Annotated in this window: 17 protein-coding genes; 13 read left to right on the forward strand and 4 right to left on the reverse strand. The window is 57.7% G+C overall.

Going from position 1 to position 18,948, the window contains the following annotated elements; translation table 11 throughout:
- The coding region (locus DOU50_RS04970; protein ID WP_148768939.1) for a diguanylate cyclase at positions 1-380 on the forward strand (380 nt) is incomplete at its 5' end.
- Positions 381-396: 16 nt separating this feature from the next.
- Here the strand turns inward: DOU50_RS04970 and proC are convergent.
- Positions 397-1,206 carry a pyrroline-5-carboxylate reductase gene (gene proC, locus DOU50_RS04975; protein ID WP_032646136.1) on the reverse strand — a complete coding sequence of 270 codons (810 nt, stop codon included), beginning with the start codon at positions 1,204-1,206 and terminating at the stop codon, positions 397-399.
- A gap of 97 nt (positions 1,207-1,303) precedes the next feature.
- On the opposite strand from proC, the gene DOU50_RS04980 reads away from it, so the two are divergent.
- From DOU50_RS04980 to ppnP, 5 genes are all read left to right on the forward strand, one after another.
- On the forward strand, positions 1,304-1,762 hold the full coding sequence (locus DOU50_RS04980) for a YaiI/YqxD family protein (RefSeq protein WP_010428006.1): 459 nt from the start codon (positions 1,304-1,306) through the stop codon (positions 1,760-1,762).
- A gap of 143 nt (positions 1,763-1,905) precedes the next feature.
- Positions 1,906-2,430 carry a shikimate kinase AroL gene (gene aroL / locus DOU50_RS04985; protein ID WP_032646138.1) on the forward strand — a complete coding sequence of 175 codons (525 nt, stop codon included), beginning with the start codon at positions 1,906-1,908 and terminating at the stop codon, positions 2,428-2,430.
- A gap of 44 nt (positions 2,431-2,474) precedes the next feature.
- Positions 2,475-2,666, forward strand: coding sequence for a protein YaiA (yaiA, locus tag DOU50_RS04990; RefSeq protein WP_023334675.1), 192 nt, complete (start codon positions 2,475-2,477; stop codon positions 2,664-2,666).
- A gap of 237 nt (positions 2,667-2,903) precedes the next feature.
- Positions 2,904-3,581 (forward strand): AroM family protein, encoded by a 678-nt coding sequence (locus tag DOU50_RS04995; RefSeq protein WP_024906791.1) that lies wholly within the window; start codon positions 2,904-2,906, stop codon positions 3,579-3,581.
- A 71-nt stretch (positions 3,582-3,652) separates the two neighbouring features.
- The gene (gene ppnP / locus DOU50_RS05000) at positions 3,653-3,940 is read left to right on the forward strand and encodes a pyrimidine/purine nucleoside phosphorylase (protein WP_008503270.1); all 288 of its coding nucleotides are present in this window, start codon (positions 3,653-3,655) and stop codon (positions 3,938-3,940) included.
- A 48-nt stretch (positions 3,941-3,988) separates the two neighbouring features.
- Here ppnP and rdgC read toward each other — a convergent pair whose 3' ends face one another.
- A complete protein-coding gene (gene rdgC, locus DOU50_RS05005; RefSeq protein WP_023310540.1) occupies positions 3,989-4,903 on the reverse strand; it encodes a recombination-associated protein RdgC in 915 nt (304 codons plus the stop codon).
- A 123-nt stretch (positions 4,904-5,026) separates the two neighbouring features.
- On the opposite strand from rdgC, the gene mak reads away from it, so the two are divergent.
- Positions 5,027-5,932, forward strand: a complete 906-nt coding sequence (gene mak, locus DOU50_RS05010; RefSeq protein ID WP_148768940.1) for a fructokinase — start codon at positions 5,027-5,029, stop codon at positions 5,930-5,932.
- A gap of 66 nt (positions 5,933-5,998) precedes the next feature.
- Here mak and sbcC read toward each other — a convergent pair whose 3' ends face one another.
- Both sbcC and sbcD read right to left on the reverse strand, forming a co-directional pair.
- The gene (gene sbcC / locus DOU50_RS05015) at positions 5,999-9,130 is read right to left on the reverse strand and encodes an exonuclease subunit SbcC (RefSeq protein WP_148768941.1); all 3,132 of its coding nucleotides are present in this window, start codon (positions 9,128-9,130) and stop codon (positions 5,999-6,001) included.
- Entirely contained in the window at positions 9,127-10,332 is a 1,206-nt protein-coding gene (sbcD, locus tag DOU50_RS05020) for an exonuclease subunit SbcD (protein ID WP_148768942.1), read from the reverse strand. The genes sbcC and sbcD overlap by 4 nt, the downstream gene beginning before the upstream one ends.
- A gap of 187 nt (positions 10,333-10,519) precedes the next feature.
- On the opposite strand from sbcD, the gene phoB reads away from it, so the two are divergent.
- The 6 genes from phoB to DOU50_RS05050 all read left to right on the forward strand — a co-directional run.
- Positions 10,520-11,209 (forward strand): phosphate response regulator transcription factor PhoB, encoded by a 690-nt coding sequence (gene phoB / locus DOU50_RS05025; RefSeq protein ID WP_008503265.1) that lies wholly within the window; start codon positions 10,520-10,522, stop codon positions 11,207-11,209.
- A gap of 21 nt (positions 11,210-11,230) precedes the next feature.
- The gene (gene phoR, locus DOU50_RS05030) at positions 11,231-12,526 is read left to right on the forward strand and encodes a phosphate regulon sensor histidine kinase PhoR (RefSeq protein WP_090418053.1); all 1,296 of its coding nucleotides are present in this window, start codon (positions 11,231-11,233) and stop codon (positions 12,524-12,526) included.
- 409 nt (positions 12,527-12,935) lie between these two features.
- Positions 12,936-14,255, forward strand: coding sequence for a branched-chain amino acid transporter carrier protein BrnQ (gene brnQ, locus DOU50_RS05035; RefSeq protein WP_024906795.1), 1,320 nt, complete (start codon positions 12,936-12,938; stop codon positions 14,253-14,255).
- An 81-nt stretch (positions 14,256-14,336) separates the two neighbouring features.
- Positions 14,337-15,710, forward strand: coding sequence for a proline-specific permease ProY (gene proY, locus DOU50_RS05040; protein ID WP_024906796.1), 1,374 nt, complete (start codon positions 14,337-14,339; stop codon positions 15,708-15,710).
- 162 nt (positions 15,711-15,872) lie between these two features.
- On the forward strand, positions 15,873-17,690 hold the full coding sequence (gene malZ / locus DOU50_RS05045) for a maltodextrin glucosidase (RefSeq protein ID WP_148768943.1): 1,818 nt from the start codon (positions 15,873-15,875) through the stop codon (positions 17,688-17,690).
- 88 nt (positions 17,691-17,778) lie between these two features.
- Positions 17,779-18,948: DUF2339 domain-containing protein (locus DOU50_RS05050; protein ID WP_148768944.1), on the forward strand; the 1,170-nt coding region annotated here is incomplete at its 3' end.

Below are 18,948 nucleotides of genomic sequence, written 5' to 3' on the forward strand. Positions count from 1 at the left end.
TGATTGATATCGACCACTTTAAAAACATCAACGACACCTGGGGGCACGACGTGGGCGACGAGGCGATCATTGCTATTACGCGCCAGCTCCAGCGGTCAGTACGGTCAGGCGATGCTATCGGCCGGTTTGGTGGGGATGAGTTTGCGGTGATCATGTCCCAGACAGCAGCTGAAAGCGCCATCGCCGTGATGTCGCGGTTGCATGAGCGGCTGGAAAACCTGACGTTACCGTGCGCGCCAAAAGAAGCGCTGCGCATCAGCGTAGGCGTTGCCCCCTGGGGACCGCAGTTTGGACATTATCGGGAATGGCTGAAGGCGGCTGACGTGGCGCTGTACAGGGCGAAAAATGCCGGGCGCGGCCGCACCGAAGTGGCGGCCTGACGCCCGACGGAGAGTATCAGGATTTACTCAGCTTCTCTGATTTTTCCATGCATTTTGCCATCGCTTCAATGACCGCCGAGCGGAACCCGCGCTCTTCCAGCACCCGCACCGCTTCGATGGTGGTACCGCCCGGGGAGCAGACCATATCTTTCAGTTCACCCGGGTGTTTGCCGGTTTCCAGCACCATTTTGGCGGAGCCCATGACGGCCTGCGCGGCGAACTTATACGCCTGCGCGCGCGGCATTCCGCCAAGCACGGCGGCGTCGGCCATCGCTTCTAAAAACATGAAAACATAGGCAGGGGCTGAGCCACTCACGCCGACCACCGGATGGATCATCGATTCGGCAATCACTTCAGCTTCACCAAAGCAGCGGAAAATGTTCAGCACATCGGCCACTTCTTCCGTGGTCACCAGCGCGTTAGGCGTGACGGAGGTCATGCCGGCGTTGACCAGCGAAGGGGTGTTGGGCATCGCGCGGATGATTTTACGATCGTGACCCAGCGCGCGCGCCAGCTGATCGAGCGTGACGCCCGCGGCAATCGACACGACCAGCGTCTCTTTGTTCAGGCTGGAGGTGATATCGCTCAGCACTTTGATCATGATGTTCGGCTTGACGGCGCCAAAGACGATATCGGCGACCTGGGCCACTTCCTGCGCGCTTTCGGCAGCGTTGATCCCGTACTGATCGCGCAATGCGGCGACCTTGTCCGGTGACGGGGTATAGACCCAAATCTGACCCGGCAGCACCTGCCCGCTGGCGATCAGACCGCCCAGGATGGCTTTGCCCATGTTACCGCAGCCGATAAACCCGATTTTCTTGTCCATCACGAATCTCCGTCATTATGCGTTGTTTTCTCTGATTGATAGCTTAACAACGAAATGCAGGCGACAATAGTCGACAGAGTCATTATGGGGAGACAATATGGCGATTTGGGTTGATGCGGACGCGTGTCCGAATGTGATTAAAGAGATTTTATTTCGCGCCGCCGAGCGCGTTCAGATGCCGCTGACGCTGGTGGCAAACCAGAACATTCGCGTACCGCCTTCGCGGTTCATCCGCTCTTTGCGCGTGCCGGCCGGGTTCGACGTGGCGGATAACGAAATTGTTCGCCTGTGCAGCGCGGAGGATCTGGTGATCACGGCGGATATTCCGCTGGCCGCTGAAGTGCTCGAGAAAGGGGCGGCGGCACTCAATCCGCGCGGGGAGCGTTACTCGCCTTCGACCATTCGGGAAAAGCTCACCATGCGCGATTTTATGGATACGATGCGGGCCAGCGGCGTGCAGACCGGTGGACCGGACAGCTTGTCCCAGCGCGATCGCCAGCAGTTCGCTGCCGAACTGGATAAATGGCTGCTGGAAGTGAAGCGCCGCACAGCGTAATGATAATTATTGTCAATTTGTGGTACAGTGTGGCCTCCACAGGGTTGTCATCCCGTACCGCTTTGCAGTAAAGTAATCGAAACATCTTCTGCAATTATTTCTTTACACTCTTCAGCCATTCGGCATCAAGGGGAACACCTGGCATGACCCAACCCATCTTTTTAGTTGGCCCCCGCGGCTGTGGGAAAACCACCGTTGGCCTGGAGCTGGCACGCGTGTGTCATCGCCAGTTTGTTGATACCGACCACTGGCTGCAAACCGAGGCCGGAAAAACCATCGCTGAGATCGTTGAGCAAGAGGGATGGGAGAGCTTTCGCGCACGCGAAACCGCCGCACTAAAAGCGGTCACTTCCCCGTCTGCCGTGATCGCGACCGGGGGTGGCATTGTTCTGGCGGAGTGTAATCGTCACTTTATGCGCGAAAAGGGGATCGTGATTTATCTCAGCGCGCCGGTGTCGGCTCTGGTAGGGCGTCTGGAAGCTTTTCCGGAAGAGGGGCAACGCCCTGCGCTGACCTCCAGGCCACTCAACGAAGAGGTGAGTGAAGTGCTGGCCGAACGCGATGCGTTATACCGCGAAGCGGCTCACCACGTGGTGGATGCGTCAGCCACTCCCGAAGACGTTGTGATTCAGATTATTACCGCCCTGCGTTTGGCGTGTGCCAGCTAAGCGGCGTCTATACTTATAGCTCAGACATAAAAAAAGGATGAGCTATGCCAACCAGACCTCCCTATCCGCGTGAAGCGCGCATTGTTACCGTTGAAAAAGGCCATACGGGTCATACCGTGACCTGGTATCAACTGCGTGCGGATCACCCAAAACCGGACTCGCTGATCAGTGAACACGAGACTGAGCAGGAAGCGCTGGATGCGAAACGGCGCTATGAAGATCCCGACATAACCTGAATGTTTTCCTAAACGCTCCAGGATCGTGCCTGAATCACACTTTTTACTCATCGGGAAAGTTAAGCAGGAGTTAATATTTAGTTATTACAAGTAACTCCGGTATCGGCAGGCGATCTTTACATTTCGATGTCGGGATCACCTGCTACGCTTGGTGCTGTTTTGTTGAAAAAATGAACTGTGCAGCGTAGTGAGCCTGTACCTGTGTACACGATGTTGGAGTAATGGAAGGCGATAAAAATGAAGGCAACGTTGGCGATCCTCACCATTGGTGTGGTCCCTGTAAGCGAAGTGTTACCGCTCTTAACCGAGCACGTATCTGAACAACAGATAACGCATCTCAGCCTGCTGGGGAAGATGAGTCGGGAAGAGGTCATGGAAGACTACGCTGTCGAGGCGGGGGAGGATCCCCTGGCGACGTTATTAAGTGACGGTAAACTGGCGCACGTTTCACGCCAGAAAATCGAGCGCTCGCTGCAGGGCGTGATAGAAGTGCTCGATAATCAAGGTTATGACGTTATTTTGCTGATGAGTACTGCCCCCATTAAAGGTCTCACGGCGCGTAATGCGATTTTGCTGGAACCGATGCGCATCATTCCGCCGCTGGTGGCCTCTATCGTTGATGGTCATCAGGTGGGGGTGATTGTTCCCATTGAGGAGCTCATGGATAACCAGGAGGCAAAATGGCACGTGCTGGAAAAAGTGCCCTTGTATGCGCTGGCAAATCCGTTCTGGGACAGTGACGCTAAACTCATTGCTGCCGGGAAGGAACTGCTGGAGAGAGGGGCAGATGTCTTGATCCTGGACTGCCTGGGGTTCCACCAGCATCATCGTGATTTGCTGCAAAAAGCGCTGGATGTGCCGGTGCTGTTATCCAACGTTCTGATGGCTCGCCTGGCCTCGGAGCTCCTCATGTAATGATTTTGCGTGACAGGTGATGAGCATGGCCCCTATAGTGAATTTTTATCTAAAAATATAAGGGCCAGTTCATGCTTCAGAGTAACGAATACTTTTCCGGTAAAGTGAAATCCATTGGTTTTACCAGCAGCAGCACTGGCCGCGCCAGTGTCGGCGTAATGGCGGAAGGGGAATACACCTTTGGCACGGCGGAAGCGGAAGAAATGACGGTGGTCAGCGGCGCGCTGAACGTCCTGCTGCCGGGTGAAACGGAATGGAAAGTTTACGCTGCCGGGCAAGTTTTCAACGTCCCTGGCCACAGCGAATTTCATTTGCAGGTGGCTGAGCCTACCTCTTATCTGTGCCGCTACCTGAAATAAAAAATTAGCCGGGTGGCGCTAACGCTTACCCGGCCTACGTTTTGCCCGTTATCTCTGCGCTTCGCCGCCGAGACCTTCCACCAGATTCTGAATCAGCGCGGCCAGCTCGCCGGTCATCAGGATGAAGTCCGCGTCAAAACGCTGGGCGTAATCTTCCCTGTCGATATCTTCGTTCTGATCGCGCAGCTCATCGCAGAACTTCAGACGCTTCACGGAGCCGTCGTCGCACATCACGAACTGAATACGCTGCTGCCAGTCGAGCGCCAGTTTGGTGACCACTTTACCCGCTTCGATGTGTACGGCGATCTCGTCGCTCACCAGATCCTGCTTCTTCGCGCGGATCACGCCACCGTCTTCCAGCAGGGCTTTCAGCTCGGCTTCATCAAGGATCTGGAAACCCTGTGCCGCAGCACCGCTGCGTACCCATTCGGTCAGCGTTAACTCAATTGGCGTTTCCAGCGCCAGCGGCACGACCGGTAACGAGCCGATGCTTTTGCGCAGCAGGGCCAGCGTATCTTCTGCTTTCTTGGCGCTGGCGCAGTCCACCATGATCAGCCCGTTGACGGTGTCGATCCACATCATGGTCTGGCTGAAACGGCTGAAGGCGCGCGGCAGCAGGGAGTGCAGCACTTCGTCTTTCAGCGAATCTTTTTCGGTCTTTTTCAGCTTGCGGCCCTGTTCGGCTTCCAGCTTGAAAATTTTCGCTTCGAGCGCCTGCTTAACCACCGGCGTCGGCAGGATTTTCTCTTCTTTACGGGCGCAGACGATGATTTGACCCGTGCTGCTGGCGTGGGTCAGTGCATCGCTTTGTGAACCCATTGGCGGAACCCAACCGGTTTTCGCCATATCCTGGCTACCGCAAGGGGAAAAGGTATAAGCGGCTAACTGTTTTTCCATCTCTTCTGCACGCAGCGAAACGTCGCGGCTGAGACGGTAAACCATCAAATTTTTGAACCACAGCATGATAATTTCCACGGCCTTGTCGTTAAATCAGCGGGCATGATAACGAATTGTCGCATCGCTTGCATTGCTAATCGGGAAGCGTGCTTCTACTCTGTTGATAATCAAAATAATGAGGAGAGTCTTGTGCGTATTGGGATCGATTTGGGCGGCACCAAAACAGAAGTTATCGCACTGAGCGAGCAGGGGGAGCAGCTGTTTCGCCATCGTCTGCCGACGCCGCGCGATGATTATCACCAGACTATCGAGACGATTGCCAGGCTGGTTGAGATGGCAGAGCAGGCGACTGGGCAAACCGGCAGCGTCGGGATGGGGATCCCGGGGTCGATCTCGCCGTATACCGGCGTGGTTAAAAATGCTAACTCCACCTGGCTCAACGGCCAGCCGTTTGATAAAGATTTAAGCGCGCGTCTGAACCGGGACGTGCGTCTGGCCAACGATGCCAACTGCCTGGCGGTCTCTGAGGCCATCGACGGCGCGGCAGCGGGTGCCCAGACCGTGTTTGCCGTTATTATCGGCACCGGCTGCGGCGCGGGGGTGGCGTTCGGGGGGCGCGCCCATATCGGCGGCAACGGCACGGCGGGCGAGTGGGGACACAACCCGCTACCGTGGATGGATGAAGACGAGCTTAAATACCGCGCTGAAGTTCCGTGCTACTGCGGAAAACAGGGCTGTATCGAGACGTTTATCTCCGGCACCGGGTTTGCGACCGACTACCGCCGTCTGAGCGGCCAGCCGCTCAAGGGCAACGAAATCATGCGTCTGGTCGAAGAACAGGATCCTGTCGCCGAACTGGCGCTTAGCCGCTACGAAATGCGGCTGGCGAAATCGCTGGCTCACGTGGTGAATATTCTCGATCCTGACGTGATAGTGCTGGGTGGCGGCATGAGCAACGTCGATCGGCTGTACGCCACGGTGCCGAACCTGGTGAAACAGTGGGTCTTCGGCGGTGAATGCGAAACCCCGATCCGCAAAGCGCTGCACGGGGACTCCAGCGGCGTGCGCGGCGCGGCGTGGTTATGGCCAGAATAAACGTTTATTCCCTCTCCCTGTGGGAGAGGGTTAGGGTGAGGGCATCAGACCGCACGATCACCCCATTCATTCCACCGCAAACACCTTATCCAGCCTGCTATACCCCAGGCCGTTGATCTTCTTCACCTTAATCTGCACCGGAATGCGCTCTTTCATCGCCTCAACGTGGCTGATCACGCCGATGGTTTTCCCGGTGGCGTTCAGCGCGTCGAGCGCATCCAGCGCGGTATCCAGCGTTTCACTGTCGAGCGTGCCGAACCCTTCATCCAGGAACAGGGAATCGATCCGCGTCTTATGACTCACCAGATCGGAAAGGGCCAGCGCCAGCGCCAGGCTGACCAGGAAGCTTTCACCGCCCGAGAGCGTACGGGTATCGCGAACCGCATCCGCCTGCCAGGTATCGACCACTTCCAGCTCCAGCGCGTCACTGGCCTTACGCTGCAGCAGATAACGCCCGTGCAGACGGTTGAGCTGCTGGTTTGCGAGCCAGACAAGATTGTCCAGCGTCAGTCCCTGGGCGAACTTACGGAACTTGTCGCCGGTGCTGGAGCCGATCAGCGCGTTCAGGTACCCCCAGTCGTCCGCCTGGCGCGCGGCCTCTTCAATTTGCTGCATCAACGCCAGCTGGTGCTGCCGGTTATCGCTGTCCTGCTTAAGCTGCTGGCGGATCTCGCCCTGATGCGTGGTGTTCTCGCGCAGCCGCTGCGCCAGCTGCTGCAGCTGGCTTTGCAGCGTGGGGGCATCGGCGTCGAGCCCTTCCGGCCGCAGCGCCAGATGAGCCTGCAGCTGCTGGTTAGCCTGGCCGGAAAGGGCCGCGGCCTGCTGTATCTGGTTTTCCAGCGACTGTTTCAACTGTTCGAGGTGGCGAATAGCGTCGTCATCCAACAGCGCGGCAAGGAACGCTTCCCGATCGGCAAAGCAGCTTGCCGAGAGCGCCGCGGTGAACTGCTTCTGCGACTGCTGCAGACGCTCTTGCTCCAGCGTCTCCTGCTGCTGTTGCGCGGTCAGCTGGCTCTGTAGCGACACGCACTCGTCGTGGATGTCGCGCCAGTTATCAGGAATAACCGGTTCGGCGTCTGCGCTGTTCGTTGTCGGAAGCGCGTCGAGCAGCGGCTTCAGGGCGTTTATGCGTTCCTGAAGCACACCGTGCTGCGTTTGCTTCTCCTGACACTGCGAGAATTCCGCTTCGCGGGCGTGCAGCCAGGCGGCTTCATTACCGTCTTCAGGTACGTTGAGTGATAGCGAGAGCAGGGTGTGTTCCAGCGCCTGGCGCGCGGTAGTCAGCTGCTGCTGATACTGTCGCTCCTGCGCTTCCTGCTCGTTTAACTGGTTTTGCAGGGTCAGACGCTGGCTGAGCTGATAAAGCTGGCGCTCGTACTGTTCCTGCTCGTTCAGCCATGGCGCGATATCGTCCTGAATATTCAACGCTATATTCAGGGAAGCACAGGCCTCTATCCACTCTTTAGTGAGTGCTTGCTCTTCCTGAGAGAGCGTCTGAACTTCGTCTGTCTCGCGCTGGATTTGCTGAGCCAGGGCATTAACCTGTCCCAGCACCAGCAGGCCTTCCTCTTTAAGCGCGGCGACCTCCTTTTCCAGGGCATCACGGCGGCGCTGGTTATCCGTCAGCTCAAGCAACTGGTATTGCTCAACGGCGGGATGCTCGCTGGAGCCGCACAAGGGACAGGGTTTGCCGGCCTCAAGCCGGGCACGATAGCTTTCCAGGTCTTTAATCGTCGCTTCGCGTTCGCACAGGGCCTTCAGGTCCAGATAGTGCTGGTGTTTCTCTTTGTACTGCTGGCGGCGCAGCGTCAGCGTTTCATTGAGTTTATTTTGTTCGGCCTGGGCCTTCTGCACGCTTTCACCGCTCTGGCGCAGGCGCTTTTGCAGCGGCTGATAGCGGGCATGCAGCGACGTTAGCCGCTGGCGCAGCGTGCGTGACCGGGACTGCTGCTCCATGGCCGCGCTGACCTCATCCGCCGTCAGGGTCAGCGCATTTTCCGGCATCTCAGCCAGCCTGTTGCGTAATTCACTCATCCGCGCAGCAAGCGAGGCTAACTGCGTTTTATCGCGGTTAAGCTGCGAGAACTGGGCGCGCCAGCCGGCAATCTCCTGGCCCAGCAGCCGATAGCGCTCGTGCTCCGCCAGCCACTGCGCCAGCGCCGTCAGTTCGGTCTGAAGCTGCTCGTGGTTACGCAGGGCGGTATTGCGGATACGTGAGCGCAGCGCGGTTCTGGCTTGTAAGCGAGTATTTACTTCGATAATTCGCTGCTGTGTCTGTGCCAGACGCGCGGTTTGCTCCTGCTGATGTTCCCAGAGCGGTCGAAGCTGGGCGGCGGGCAGAGCAAGCTGGAGCTTTGCCAGCTCTGGCGCAGCGTTCGTCAGCGCCTGTTGCGCCTGCTGCTGCGTCGCGGTGACGCGCTGTTGCTCGCGCACGAGCTCATCATGACGCGTAAGCCACTGAAAATCTTTCTGCTGACTTTGCTGCTGAACCAGCAGGGTTTTCTCTTCGTCAGTAAGTGCCTGCAAACTTTGCTGTAACTGCTGCTGCTGTTCTTCGCTCAACAGCACGACGCCCGCCGCCTGCGCCTCGCACTTTTCAAGCACGCTGCGGGCGGCTTTATGTTTTTCAAACACCATGGCGGAAATCTGGCCGTAGATCTCGGTGCCGGTTAGCTCTTCCAGCAGCTCGGCACGATCGCTCGGTTTGGCATTAAGGAAGGCGGCAAACTGCCCCTGTGAGAGCAGCATCGAGCGGGTAAAGCGCCCGTAGTCCAGCCCGGTGAGCGCGGCGGTTTGCTCCAGTTTATCCGACACTTTGTCGGCCAGGATTTTGCCATCTTCACAGCGCGCCAGCTCCACGCGCGGCGCCTGCAGGTTCCCGTCCGGCTGGTTGCGCGCCCGGTTCTGGCTCCAGAAGGCGCGATAGGCGGTGCCTTTTACCTCGAACTCCACTTCTGCCAGGCATTCGGCGGTATCGCGCGTCATCAGATCGTTTTGCGCCTGAGAGACCTTCTGCAGTCGCGGCGTTTCGTGATAAAGCGCCAGACAGATGGCGTCGAGCAGGGTAGTTTTTCCTGCCCCGGTCGCACCGGTGATGGCAAACAGCCCGTTGCTGGCAAACGGCTCCGCGGTAAAGTCAATTTTCCACTCGCCCTTGAGTGAGTTGAGATTTTTCAGGCGCAGGCTCAAAATTTTCATGCGTTTTCTTCCTCATCATTGAGCGCATGCAGGGTATGGCTGAACAGTTCGCTGAGTCTTGCGCGCTTCGCGTCGTCAATCTCTTCCTGCGAGAGCCTGCGTTCAAACACCTCTTCAACCCGCAGTTCACTGAGCGTTTCACGTTGAGCGCTTAACAGAATTTTCTCGCGCTGCTCGCGGCTGCGGCGGACCAGTAAGACTTCGACGGGCAAATCCTCCGTCAGCGCCTGAATTTTGCGCTGCATATCGTGCAGGTAGTCATCGGTGGTGATTTCGATATCCAGCCAGACGGGGGGATCTTGTTCAGCACCGCGCCACTGTTCCAGCTGGGCGGTGATGGCATCGAGATCGCCTTTCAGCACCGCCAGCGGCTGGGTGACCGGTACTTCCAGCGTCTCGACGGCGCGGAGTTTTCCCTCGCTGAAGCTCACCAGATGCACGGATTTGGCTTTGCCCGTTTCGTCAAAGCTGAGCGAAATGGGGGAGCCGCAGTAGCGGATGTGCTCACTGCCGCCAATAACCTGCGCGCGGTGGATATGCCCGAGCGCAATGTAGTCGGCTGGCGGGAAGTTCTGCGCCGGAAAGGCATCCAGCGTGCCGATATAGATGTCACGCACGGCGTCACTTTTACTGGCCCCGACGGTGGTGAGGTGCCCGGTTGCAATCACCGGAATAGACTGGTCACCCCGCAGGGCACAGGCTTCGGCGTGCTGCTGGTGGTAATAGTCTGTGATGGCCTGTAACAGATGTTGCTGCTTTTCTGTACCCGACAGCCCCGCCTGGCTTTGCACGATGTCCCGCGGACGTAAAAACGGTATCGGACACAGCACAGCCCCCGGCGACCCGTCGCGTTTATTCAGGATCTGTGGGGCGTGCCCGGCGCTGGCGACCACGGTGGTATTGAGAAATGCCAGGATATCGCGGGATTCATTGAGCGTGGCGACGGAATCATGGTTGCCGGCGACAATCACCAGGTGACAGCCGGTTTGCTGCAGATTCACCACGAAGCGGTTATACAGCTCACGCGCATAGCTGGGGGGCGAGCCGGTATCAAAGATGTCACCCGCCACAATAATCGCGTCCACCTCGTGCGTCCGGGCCGTTTCCAGCAGCCAGTTCAGGAACGCTTCATGTTCAGCCGCACGGCTTTTACTGTAAAAATTTTGACCCAGATGCCAGTCCGAGGTGTGAAGTATGCGCATAGCTGATCCGTGGCAAAAAAGAGAAAGCAGGATTATAAACGTTCAGAGACGGGAAAATAACCGCTGTAATAAAACAACGGTTTGCCCATTATCGTGGTACTGTTTTTCATAAATCTGTCATAAATCTGACGCATAATGGCGCCGAATTACAAACTTGTAACTTAAATAAGATAAGACAGGGCAAAGTATGGCGAGACGTATTCTGGTCGTAGAAGATGAAGCTCCAATTCGTGAAATGGTGTGCTTCGTGCTCGAGCAAAACGGTTTCCAGCCGGTTGAAGCGGAAGATTATGACAGCGCAGTGAACCAGCTGAATGAACCCTGGCCCGATCTGATTCTGCTGGACTGGATGTTGCCTGGCGGCTCCGGACTGCAGTTTATCAAACACCTGAAGCGTGAAGCGCTGACCCGCGACATCCCGGTTGTGATGCTCACGGCGCGCGGAGAAGAAGAGGATCGCGTGCGCGGTCTTGAGACCGGTGCGGACGATTACATTACCAAACCGTTCTCCCCAAAAGAGCTGGTCGCCCGCATTAAAGCCGTGATGCGCCGTATTTCGCCAATGGCGGTGGAAGAGGTGATTGAGATGCAGGGGCTGAGCCTTGATCCCACCTCACACCGCGTGATGACTGGTGAAAATCCCCTCGACATGGGGCCTACCGAATTTAAACTCCTGCACTTCTTTATGACCCACCCGGAACGCGTGTACAGCCGCGAGCAGTTGCTGAATAACGTCTGGGGAACTAACGTGTATGTCGAAGACCGGACGGTTGACGTACATATTCGCCGCCTGCGAAAAGCACTGGAACTGAGCGGCCACGATCGCATGGTGCAGACGGTCCGCGGCACGGGTTATCGTTTTTCTACCCGTTTCTGAACAATGACAGGAGTGTGACGCGTGCTGGAACGTCTGTCATGGAAAAGGCTCGTCTTTGAACTGATCTTATGCTGTATTCCGGCCTTCCTTCTTGGGGCCTTTCTTGGACACCTGCCGTGGTTTCTGCTGGCGTCGGTCACCGGGCTGCTGATCTGGCATTTCTGGAACCTGCTGCGCCTCTCCTGGTGGCTGTGGGTTGACCGAAGTATGACGCCGCCGCCGGGAAGCGGCAGCTGGGAGCCGCTGCTGTACGGTCTGCATCAGATGCAGATGCGTAATAAAAAGCGTCGCCGCGAGCTGGGAAGCCTGATTAAGCGTTTCCGCAGCGGTGCAGAGTCGCTGCCGGATGCCGTGATTCTGACGACCGAAGAAGGGACGATCTTCTGGTGTAACGGCCTGGCTCAACAGCTGCTGGGCCTGCGCTGGCCGGATGACAACGGTCAAAATATCCTCAACCTTCTGCGCTATCCCGAGTTTACGCTGTACCTGAAAAAGCGTGATTTTACCCGTCCGCACAATCTGAAGCTCAATAATGGTCGCCATCTGGAGATCCGCGTGATGCCCTACAGCGATAAGCAGTGGCTGATGGTGGCGCGCGATGTCACCCAGATGCACCAGCTGGAAGGGGCGCGGCGCAACTTCTTCGCCAACGTCAGTCACGAACTGCGAACCCCGTTGACCGTGCTGCAGGGCTACCTGGAGATGATGCAGGAGCAAACGCTGGAAGGCGCGCCGCGTGAAAAAGCGCTGCACACCATGCGCGAGCAAACGCACCGGATGGAAGGGCTGGTGAAGCAGCTGCTGACGCTCTCGAAGATTGAAGCGGCGCCAACGCTGGCGCTAAATGACACCATTGATGTCCCGATGATGCTGCGGGTCGTGGAGCGTGAAGCGCAGACGTTAAGCCACAAAAAGCATCACCTGACCTTTGAGGTCGACAGTACGCTGAAGGTGCTGGGCAGCGAAGATGAACTGCGTAGCGCCATTTCCAACCTGGTGTATAACGCGGTGAATCATACGCCTGAGGGGACAAATATCGTGGTGCGCTGGCACCATGCCCCAACGGGGGCGGAGTTTAGCGTGGAAGACAATGGGCCGGGGATCGCGCCGGAGCACATTCCGCGTCTGACCGAGCGCTTTTACCGTGTGGATAAAGCGCGATCCCGGCAGACGGGCGGAAGCGGCCTGGGGCTGGCAATTGTGAAACACGCGGTGAATCACCATGAAAGCCGTCTCGATATTCAAAGTACGCTGGGTAAAGGAACCCGTTTCAGTTTCGTTATTCCGGAACGATTAATTGCCAAAAAGATCGCCTGACGGCAGGCGTGTCATTTTACCTTTCCACGGGTCAGCCATCGCTGGCCCGTTTGCTTTGCAGTCAAGCGAAACGCGGATGAATTTTATACGGCTGTCTGTTTTTTGTTCGCATGATTAGCCATGGGTTTTTCTTATAAACAGCGTATTATTCTAACGTGTGTTTTCATGCTGGCATATTGTTCTGGTTTTGCGATCCCACCTTGCCTTTAAACGTTATAAGCGTTTAAATTGCGCCCCAGATACTGTCAGACCGACTGTATTTGCGTGGTAAATCGAAAAACTATTCTTCTCCACGCCAGGACGGGAGCATTTCCCGCTGAAATTGAGCAAATTTTCGGCTGTATCGTCCCGTCAGGGATATCGAAAATCTCAATGTTTTCAACACCACATCCACAGGCAGTAAGGTTTTATGACCCATCACTTAAAATCGCGTGACATCATCGCGCTGGGCTTTATGACATTTGCGCTGTTCGTTGGCGCAGGCAACATCATTTTCCCTCCAATGGTTGGCCTACAGGCGGGTGAACACGTCTGGACCGCCGCGTTTGGTTTCCTGATTACTGCCGTGGGTCTGCCGGTTCTCACCGTCGTCGCGCTGGCGAAAGTCGGTGGCGGTGTGGATAGCCTTAGCACCCCGATTGGTAAAGTGGCGGGCGTTCTGCTGGCAACCGTCTGCTATCTGGCCGTTGGCCCGCTGTTTGCGACCCCGCGTACGGCCACCGTGTCCTTCGAAGTGGGTATTGCTCCTCTGACCGGTGACGGCGCGATGCCGCTGTTTATCTACAGCCTGATCTACTTCGCGATCGTGATTCTGGTTTCCCTCTATCCGGGCAAACTGCTGGATACCGTGGGTAACTTCCTGGCTCCGCTCAAAATTGTGGCGCTGATTGTTCTGGCGGTAGCGGCCATCGTCTGGCCAGCGGGCCCGATTAGCGATGCGATGGACGCCTATAAAAACGCCGCGTTCTCTAACGGCTTTGTGAACGGCTACCTGACGATGGATACGCTGGGCGCCATGGTGTTTGGTATCGTTATCGTTAACGCCGCGCGTTCCCGCGGTGTGACCGAAGCGCGCCTGCTGACCCGCTATACCATCTGGGCTGGCCTGATGGCCGGTGTGGGTCTGACGCTGCTGTATCTGGCGCTGTTCCGTCTGGGCTCCGACAGCGCCATGCTGGTCGATCAGAACGCCAACGGTGCGGCTATCCTGCACGCCTACGTTCAGCACACCTTCGGCGGTGCGGGCAGTATGCTGCTGGCGGCACTCATCTTCCTGGCCTGTCTGGTCACCGCGGTTGGCCTGACCTGCGCCTGCGCAGAGTTCTTTGCACAGTATCTGCCGCTCTCTTACCGCACCCTGGTGTTTATCCTCGGCATCTTCTCTATGGCGGTGTCAAACCTCGGTCTGAGCCACCTGATTCAGGTCTCTATTCCGGTGCTGACGGCGATTTATCCGCCGTGCATCGTGCTGGTGGTGTTGAGCTTTACTCGCCCGTGGTGGAACAACTCTTCACGAATTATTGCGCCAGCCATGTTTATCAGCCTGATTTTTGGTATCCTTGACGGGATTAAAGCATCAGCTTTCGCGCACATACTGCCGGCGTGGACACAGCGTCTGCCGCTGTCCGAGCAGGGTCTGGCCTGGCTGATGCCTACCGTTGTTGCACTGGTTCTGGCCATTATCTGGGACCGTGCTGCAGGGCGTCAGGTCGCATCGAACGCCCATTAATCAACGGCAACAAACTGTTTAACCACGGGGCTTAAGGCCCCGTGGTTTTTTGTTTTTTTCGTGTTGAATGGCAAGATTTAAATGGAAAGCACTAACAAACTTAAACGTGGATTGAGCACGCGCCACATCCGCTTTATGGCGCTGGGCTCTGCTATCGGCACCGGTCTTTTTTATGGCTCGGCAGATGCCATCAAAATGGCCGGTCCCAGCGTGCTGCTGGCGTACATCATCGGCGGCGTGGCGGCGTATATCATCATGCGCGCCCTCGGCGAAATGTCGGTTCACAACCCGTCTGCCAGCTCATTCTCCCGCTACGCTCAGGAAAACCTCGGCCCGCTGGCCGGGTTTATCACCGGCTGGACCTACTGCTTTGAAATCCTGATCGTGGCGATTGCCGACGTGACGGCGTTTGGCATCTATATGGGCGTCTGGTTCCCGGCGGTGCCGCACTGGATATGGGTGCTGAGCGTGGTGCTGATCATTTGCGCCGTCAACCTGATGAGCGTGAAGGTGTTCGGCGAGCTGGAGTTCTGGTTCTCCTTCTTCAAGGTCGCCACCATCATCATCATGATTGTGGCCGGTTTTGGCATCATCATCTGGGGAATCGGCAACGGCGGGCAGCCGACCGGCATCCATAACCTCTGGAGCAACGGCGGCTTCTTCAGCAACGGCTGGCTCGGCATGGTCATGTCGCTCCAGATGGTCATGTTCGCCTACGGCGGTATCGAGATTATCGGTATCACCGCCGGGGAAGCGAAAGACCCGGAGAAGTCCATTCCGCGCGCGATCAACTCGGTGCCGATGCGTATTCTGGTGTTTTACGTGGGTACGCTGTTCGTGATCATGTCCATCTACCCGTGGAATCAGGTGGGTACCAACGGTAGCCCGTTTGTTCTGACCTTCCAGCACATGGGGATTGCGTTTGCCGCCAGCATTCTGAACTTTGTGGTGCTGACCGCGTCGCTCTCCGCGATCAACAGTGACGTCTTTGGCGTGGGCCGTATGCTGCACGGCATGGCGGAGCAGGGCAGTGCGCCGAAGGTGTTCGCCAAAACCTCACGCCGCGGCACGCCGTGGGTGACCGTTGTGGTGATGACCGTGGCGCTGCTGTTCTCGGTTTACCTGAACTACATCATGCCGGAGAACGTCTTCCTGGTGATTGCATCGCTGGCGACCTTCGCGACGGTGTGGGTGTGGATCATGATCCTGCTGTCGCAGATTGCCTTCCGCCGTCGCCTGACGCCGGATGAGGCGAAAGCGCTGAAGTTCAAAGTACCGGGCGGCGTTGCGACGACCGTCGTCGGGCTGATCTTCCTGGTGTTTATCATTGCCCTGATTGGCTACCATCCGGATACCCGCATTTCCCTGTACGTGGGCTGCGCGTGGATCGTCCTGCTGCTGGTGGGCTGGGTGTTTAAATGCCGTCGCGACCGTCAGCTGGCAGAAGCGCAGTAATCTTTTTTCTCCCTCTCCCTGTGGGAGAGGGTTGGGGGGAGGGCATCAGGCCGCACTGATGCCTCCTCCTCCTTTCTCCTCCCCCAATAATCCCGATCGTGATGAGCTATCCTTAACCACCCTGTGGCAAGGTGACGTCAATTTCATCAAAGGGGATTCGTGATGTTAAACGCCTGGCACCTTCCGGTTGCCCCATTTGTTAAGCCAAACAAAGACAACCTTGTGATTACGCTCTGGCTGGCGGGGGAAAATCAGCCTGAACGCGTGACGCTCCGCGCCGAAATCGATAACGAAGAGACCGGGCTGAAAATGCACAAGCTGCGCAGCCAGCCGCAGCCGGGGATCACCGCCTGGCGGGCGAATATCGACCTGAGCAGCGGGCAGCCGCGTCGCCGTTACAGCTTCAAACTGCTGTGGAATAACCGCCAGCTGTGGTTTACCCCGCAGGGGTTTAGCCGTTTCCCGCCCGCACGGCTGGAGCAGTTTGCAGTCGATTATCCGGATAACGGCCCGCAGTGGGTTAACGACCAGGTCTTTTACCAGATTTTCCCGGACCGTTTTGCGCGCAGCGAAAAACGCACTGCCGACCAGGATAAGGTCTATCACCACCATGCGGCGGGCCATGACATTATCCTGAAAGCGTGGGACGAGCCATTAACCGCGCATGCGGGCGGATCGACGTTTTACGGCGGCGATCTCGACGGAATCAGCGAAAAGCTGCCGTACCTGAAAAAACTGGGCGTGACGGCGCTGTATCTCAACCCGGTGTTTAAGGCCCCGAGCGTACACAAATACGATACCGAAGATTATCGCCACGTTGACGCGCAGTTTGGCGGTGACGAGGCGCTGCTGCGCCTGCGGAAGAACACCCAAAACGAAGGCATGCGCCTCATTCTTGACGGCGTGTTCAACCACAGCGGAGATTCGCACGCCTGGTTTGACCGTCATAATCAGTCGATGGGCGGGGCATGTCATAACCCGGATTCGCCGCAGCGCGACTGGTACAGCTTTAACGAGGAGGGCCGTGCGCTGGACTGGCTGGGCTACCCGAGCCTGCCGAAGCTGGATTTCCAGTCGCCAACGCTTGTGAATGAGATTTACGGCGGGGAAGACAGCATCGTGCGTCACTGGCTGAAGGCGCCGTGGAAAATGAACGGCTGGCGCCTGGACGTGGTGCATATGCTCGGCGAAGCGGGCGGGGCGCGGGAAAACCTTCAGCACGTCGCCGGGATTACGCGCTCGGCAAAAGCGGCCCAGCCGGAGGCGTTCGTCTTTGGCGAGCACTTTGGCGACGCGCGCCAGTGGCTGCAGAACGATGCGGAAGATGCGGCGATGAACTATCGCGGCTTTACCTTCCCGCTGTGGGGATTCCTCGCTAACACCGATATCTCCTACGATCCGAATCATATCGACGCTGAAACCTGCATGGCATGGATGGAGAACTACCGTGCCGGCCTGTCGCATCAGCAGCAACTGCGGATGTTTAACCAGCTCGATAGCCACGATACCGCGCGCTTTAAATCCCTGCTCGGCAAGGATGTGGCGCGTCTGCCGCTGGCGGTGACCTGGCTCTTCACCTGGCCGGGCGTGCCGTGCATCTATTATGGAGACGAAGTGGGGCTGGACGGCAACAACGATCCGTTCTGCCGCAAAACCTTCCCGTGGGAGCCAGCGAAACAGGACAAGGTGCTGTTCAGCCTGTATCAGCGGCTGGCAAAGCTGCGTAAGCAGAGTCTCGCCCTGCGCTACGGCGGCTGTCAGGTGGTGTACGCCCACGATAACGTGGTGGTATTTGCTCGCGTCTATAACCAGCAGCGCGTGCTGGTGGCCATCAACCGGGGCGAGGCTTGCGAAGTGGTGCTGGATGATTCACCGCTGCTGAAGGTAGCGACGTGGAAGAATAAAGAGGGCAAGGCGACGATACAGGACGGCGTGCTGGCGCTGCCAGCGGTATCCGCAACGATCTGGTCCGGCAGCTAAGACCTGTTAATGTTTCCACCTTTTAAGATGGCGCAAATGCAACGATTTGTGTCAATCTTAACGGATCGTTTACGGTGAAGGTGGAAACATGGACGAGCTTTACATCCTTGGCTGTTTGTTCCTGGTATTTGCGCTGGTGGTGGCACCCGTGCTTGCGGTTATAGGCTTTAATCGAAGTACGGCGGCGCGACAGGAGATCGCCCGACTACGCCAGCGCATAGAGGCGCTTGAGCAGCGCGGCGTGCCTGAGAACGCGCCGGAGCCGGTGCAGACCACGGCGCCGTCGCCTGTGACCGCGCCGGTGGTTGAGGACGCTCCCGCGCCTGTCGACCCCTGGCGCCCCGATACTCCCGCTGCCGTGGCAGAACCGGCCCCGGCCCCGACGCCTGCGGCAAAACAGCCTTCTGCCTTTGGCGGCATCCTGACGTCGCTGGTACGCTGGTTTATGCAGGGTAATCCGCTGGCGAAGCTTGGGATCCTGCTGCTTTTCCTTGGTCTTTCATTCCTGCTGCGCTATACCGTGGAACATTCCCTGTTCCCGCTTGAGCTGCGCCTCGTGGCAACGGCGCTGTTTGCCATCGTTCTGCTGGCGGTTGGGTGGCGGCTGCGGCACAGGCAGCGCGTCTATGCGCTGATCCTCCAGGGCGGGGCGACCGGCGTGCTCTACCTGACGGTGTTTGGCGCCTTCCGGCTCTGGCAAATGTTGCCGATGACGCTGGCCTTTGCGCTGCTGGTGGTGATTTGCGCGGCGAGCGTCGGGCTGGCGGTGCTGCAGAAGGCACTGAGCCTTGCCATGCTGGCGAGCCTCGGCGGCTATCTTGCGCCGCTGCTCTTGTCTACCGGGGGCGGCAGCTTTGTCGCGCTGTTCTCTTTCTATCTCCTGCTGTCTATCGGCATTCTCGCTATCAGCATCTGGCAGCACTGGCGCGAGCTGAACCTGCTCGGGCTGCTGTTCACGTTCGGCGTGGGCGGCATGTGGGGGCTGAATGACTACCAGCCTGAAGACTATTGGGTCTGCCAGCTGTTCCTGATTGCCAATACGCTGATATTCGGCGTCCTGAGCGTGGCGCTGTCGCTGCGGGCGCAGGAGAAAGGGAAGCAGATTATTGACGGCGTGCTGCTGTTTGCCCCGCCGCTAATCGGTTTTGGGATGCAGTACGGCATGACCCGGCACTGGGAATATGGTCCGGCCCTGAGTGCGCTGGGATACGGCGCATTTTATCTTACCCTCGCGTTCCTTGCGCTGCGGCGCTATCCC

The organism is Enterobacter sp. C6, from assembly GCF_008122455.1.
Taxonomy (GTDB): Bacteria; Pseudomonadota; Gammaproteobacteria; order Enterobacterales; family Enterobacteriaceae; genus Enterobacter; species Enterobacter pseudoroggenkampii.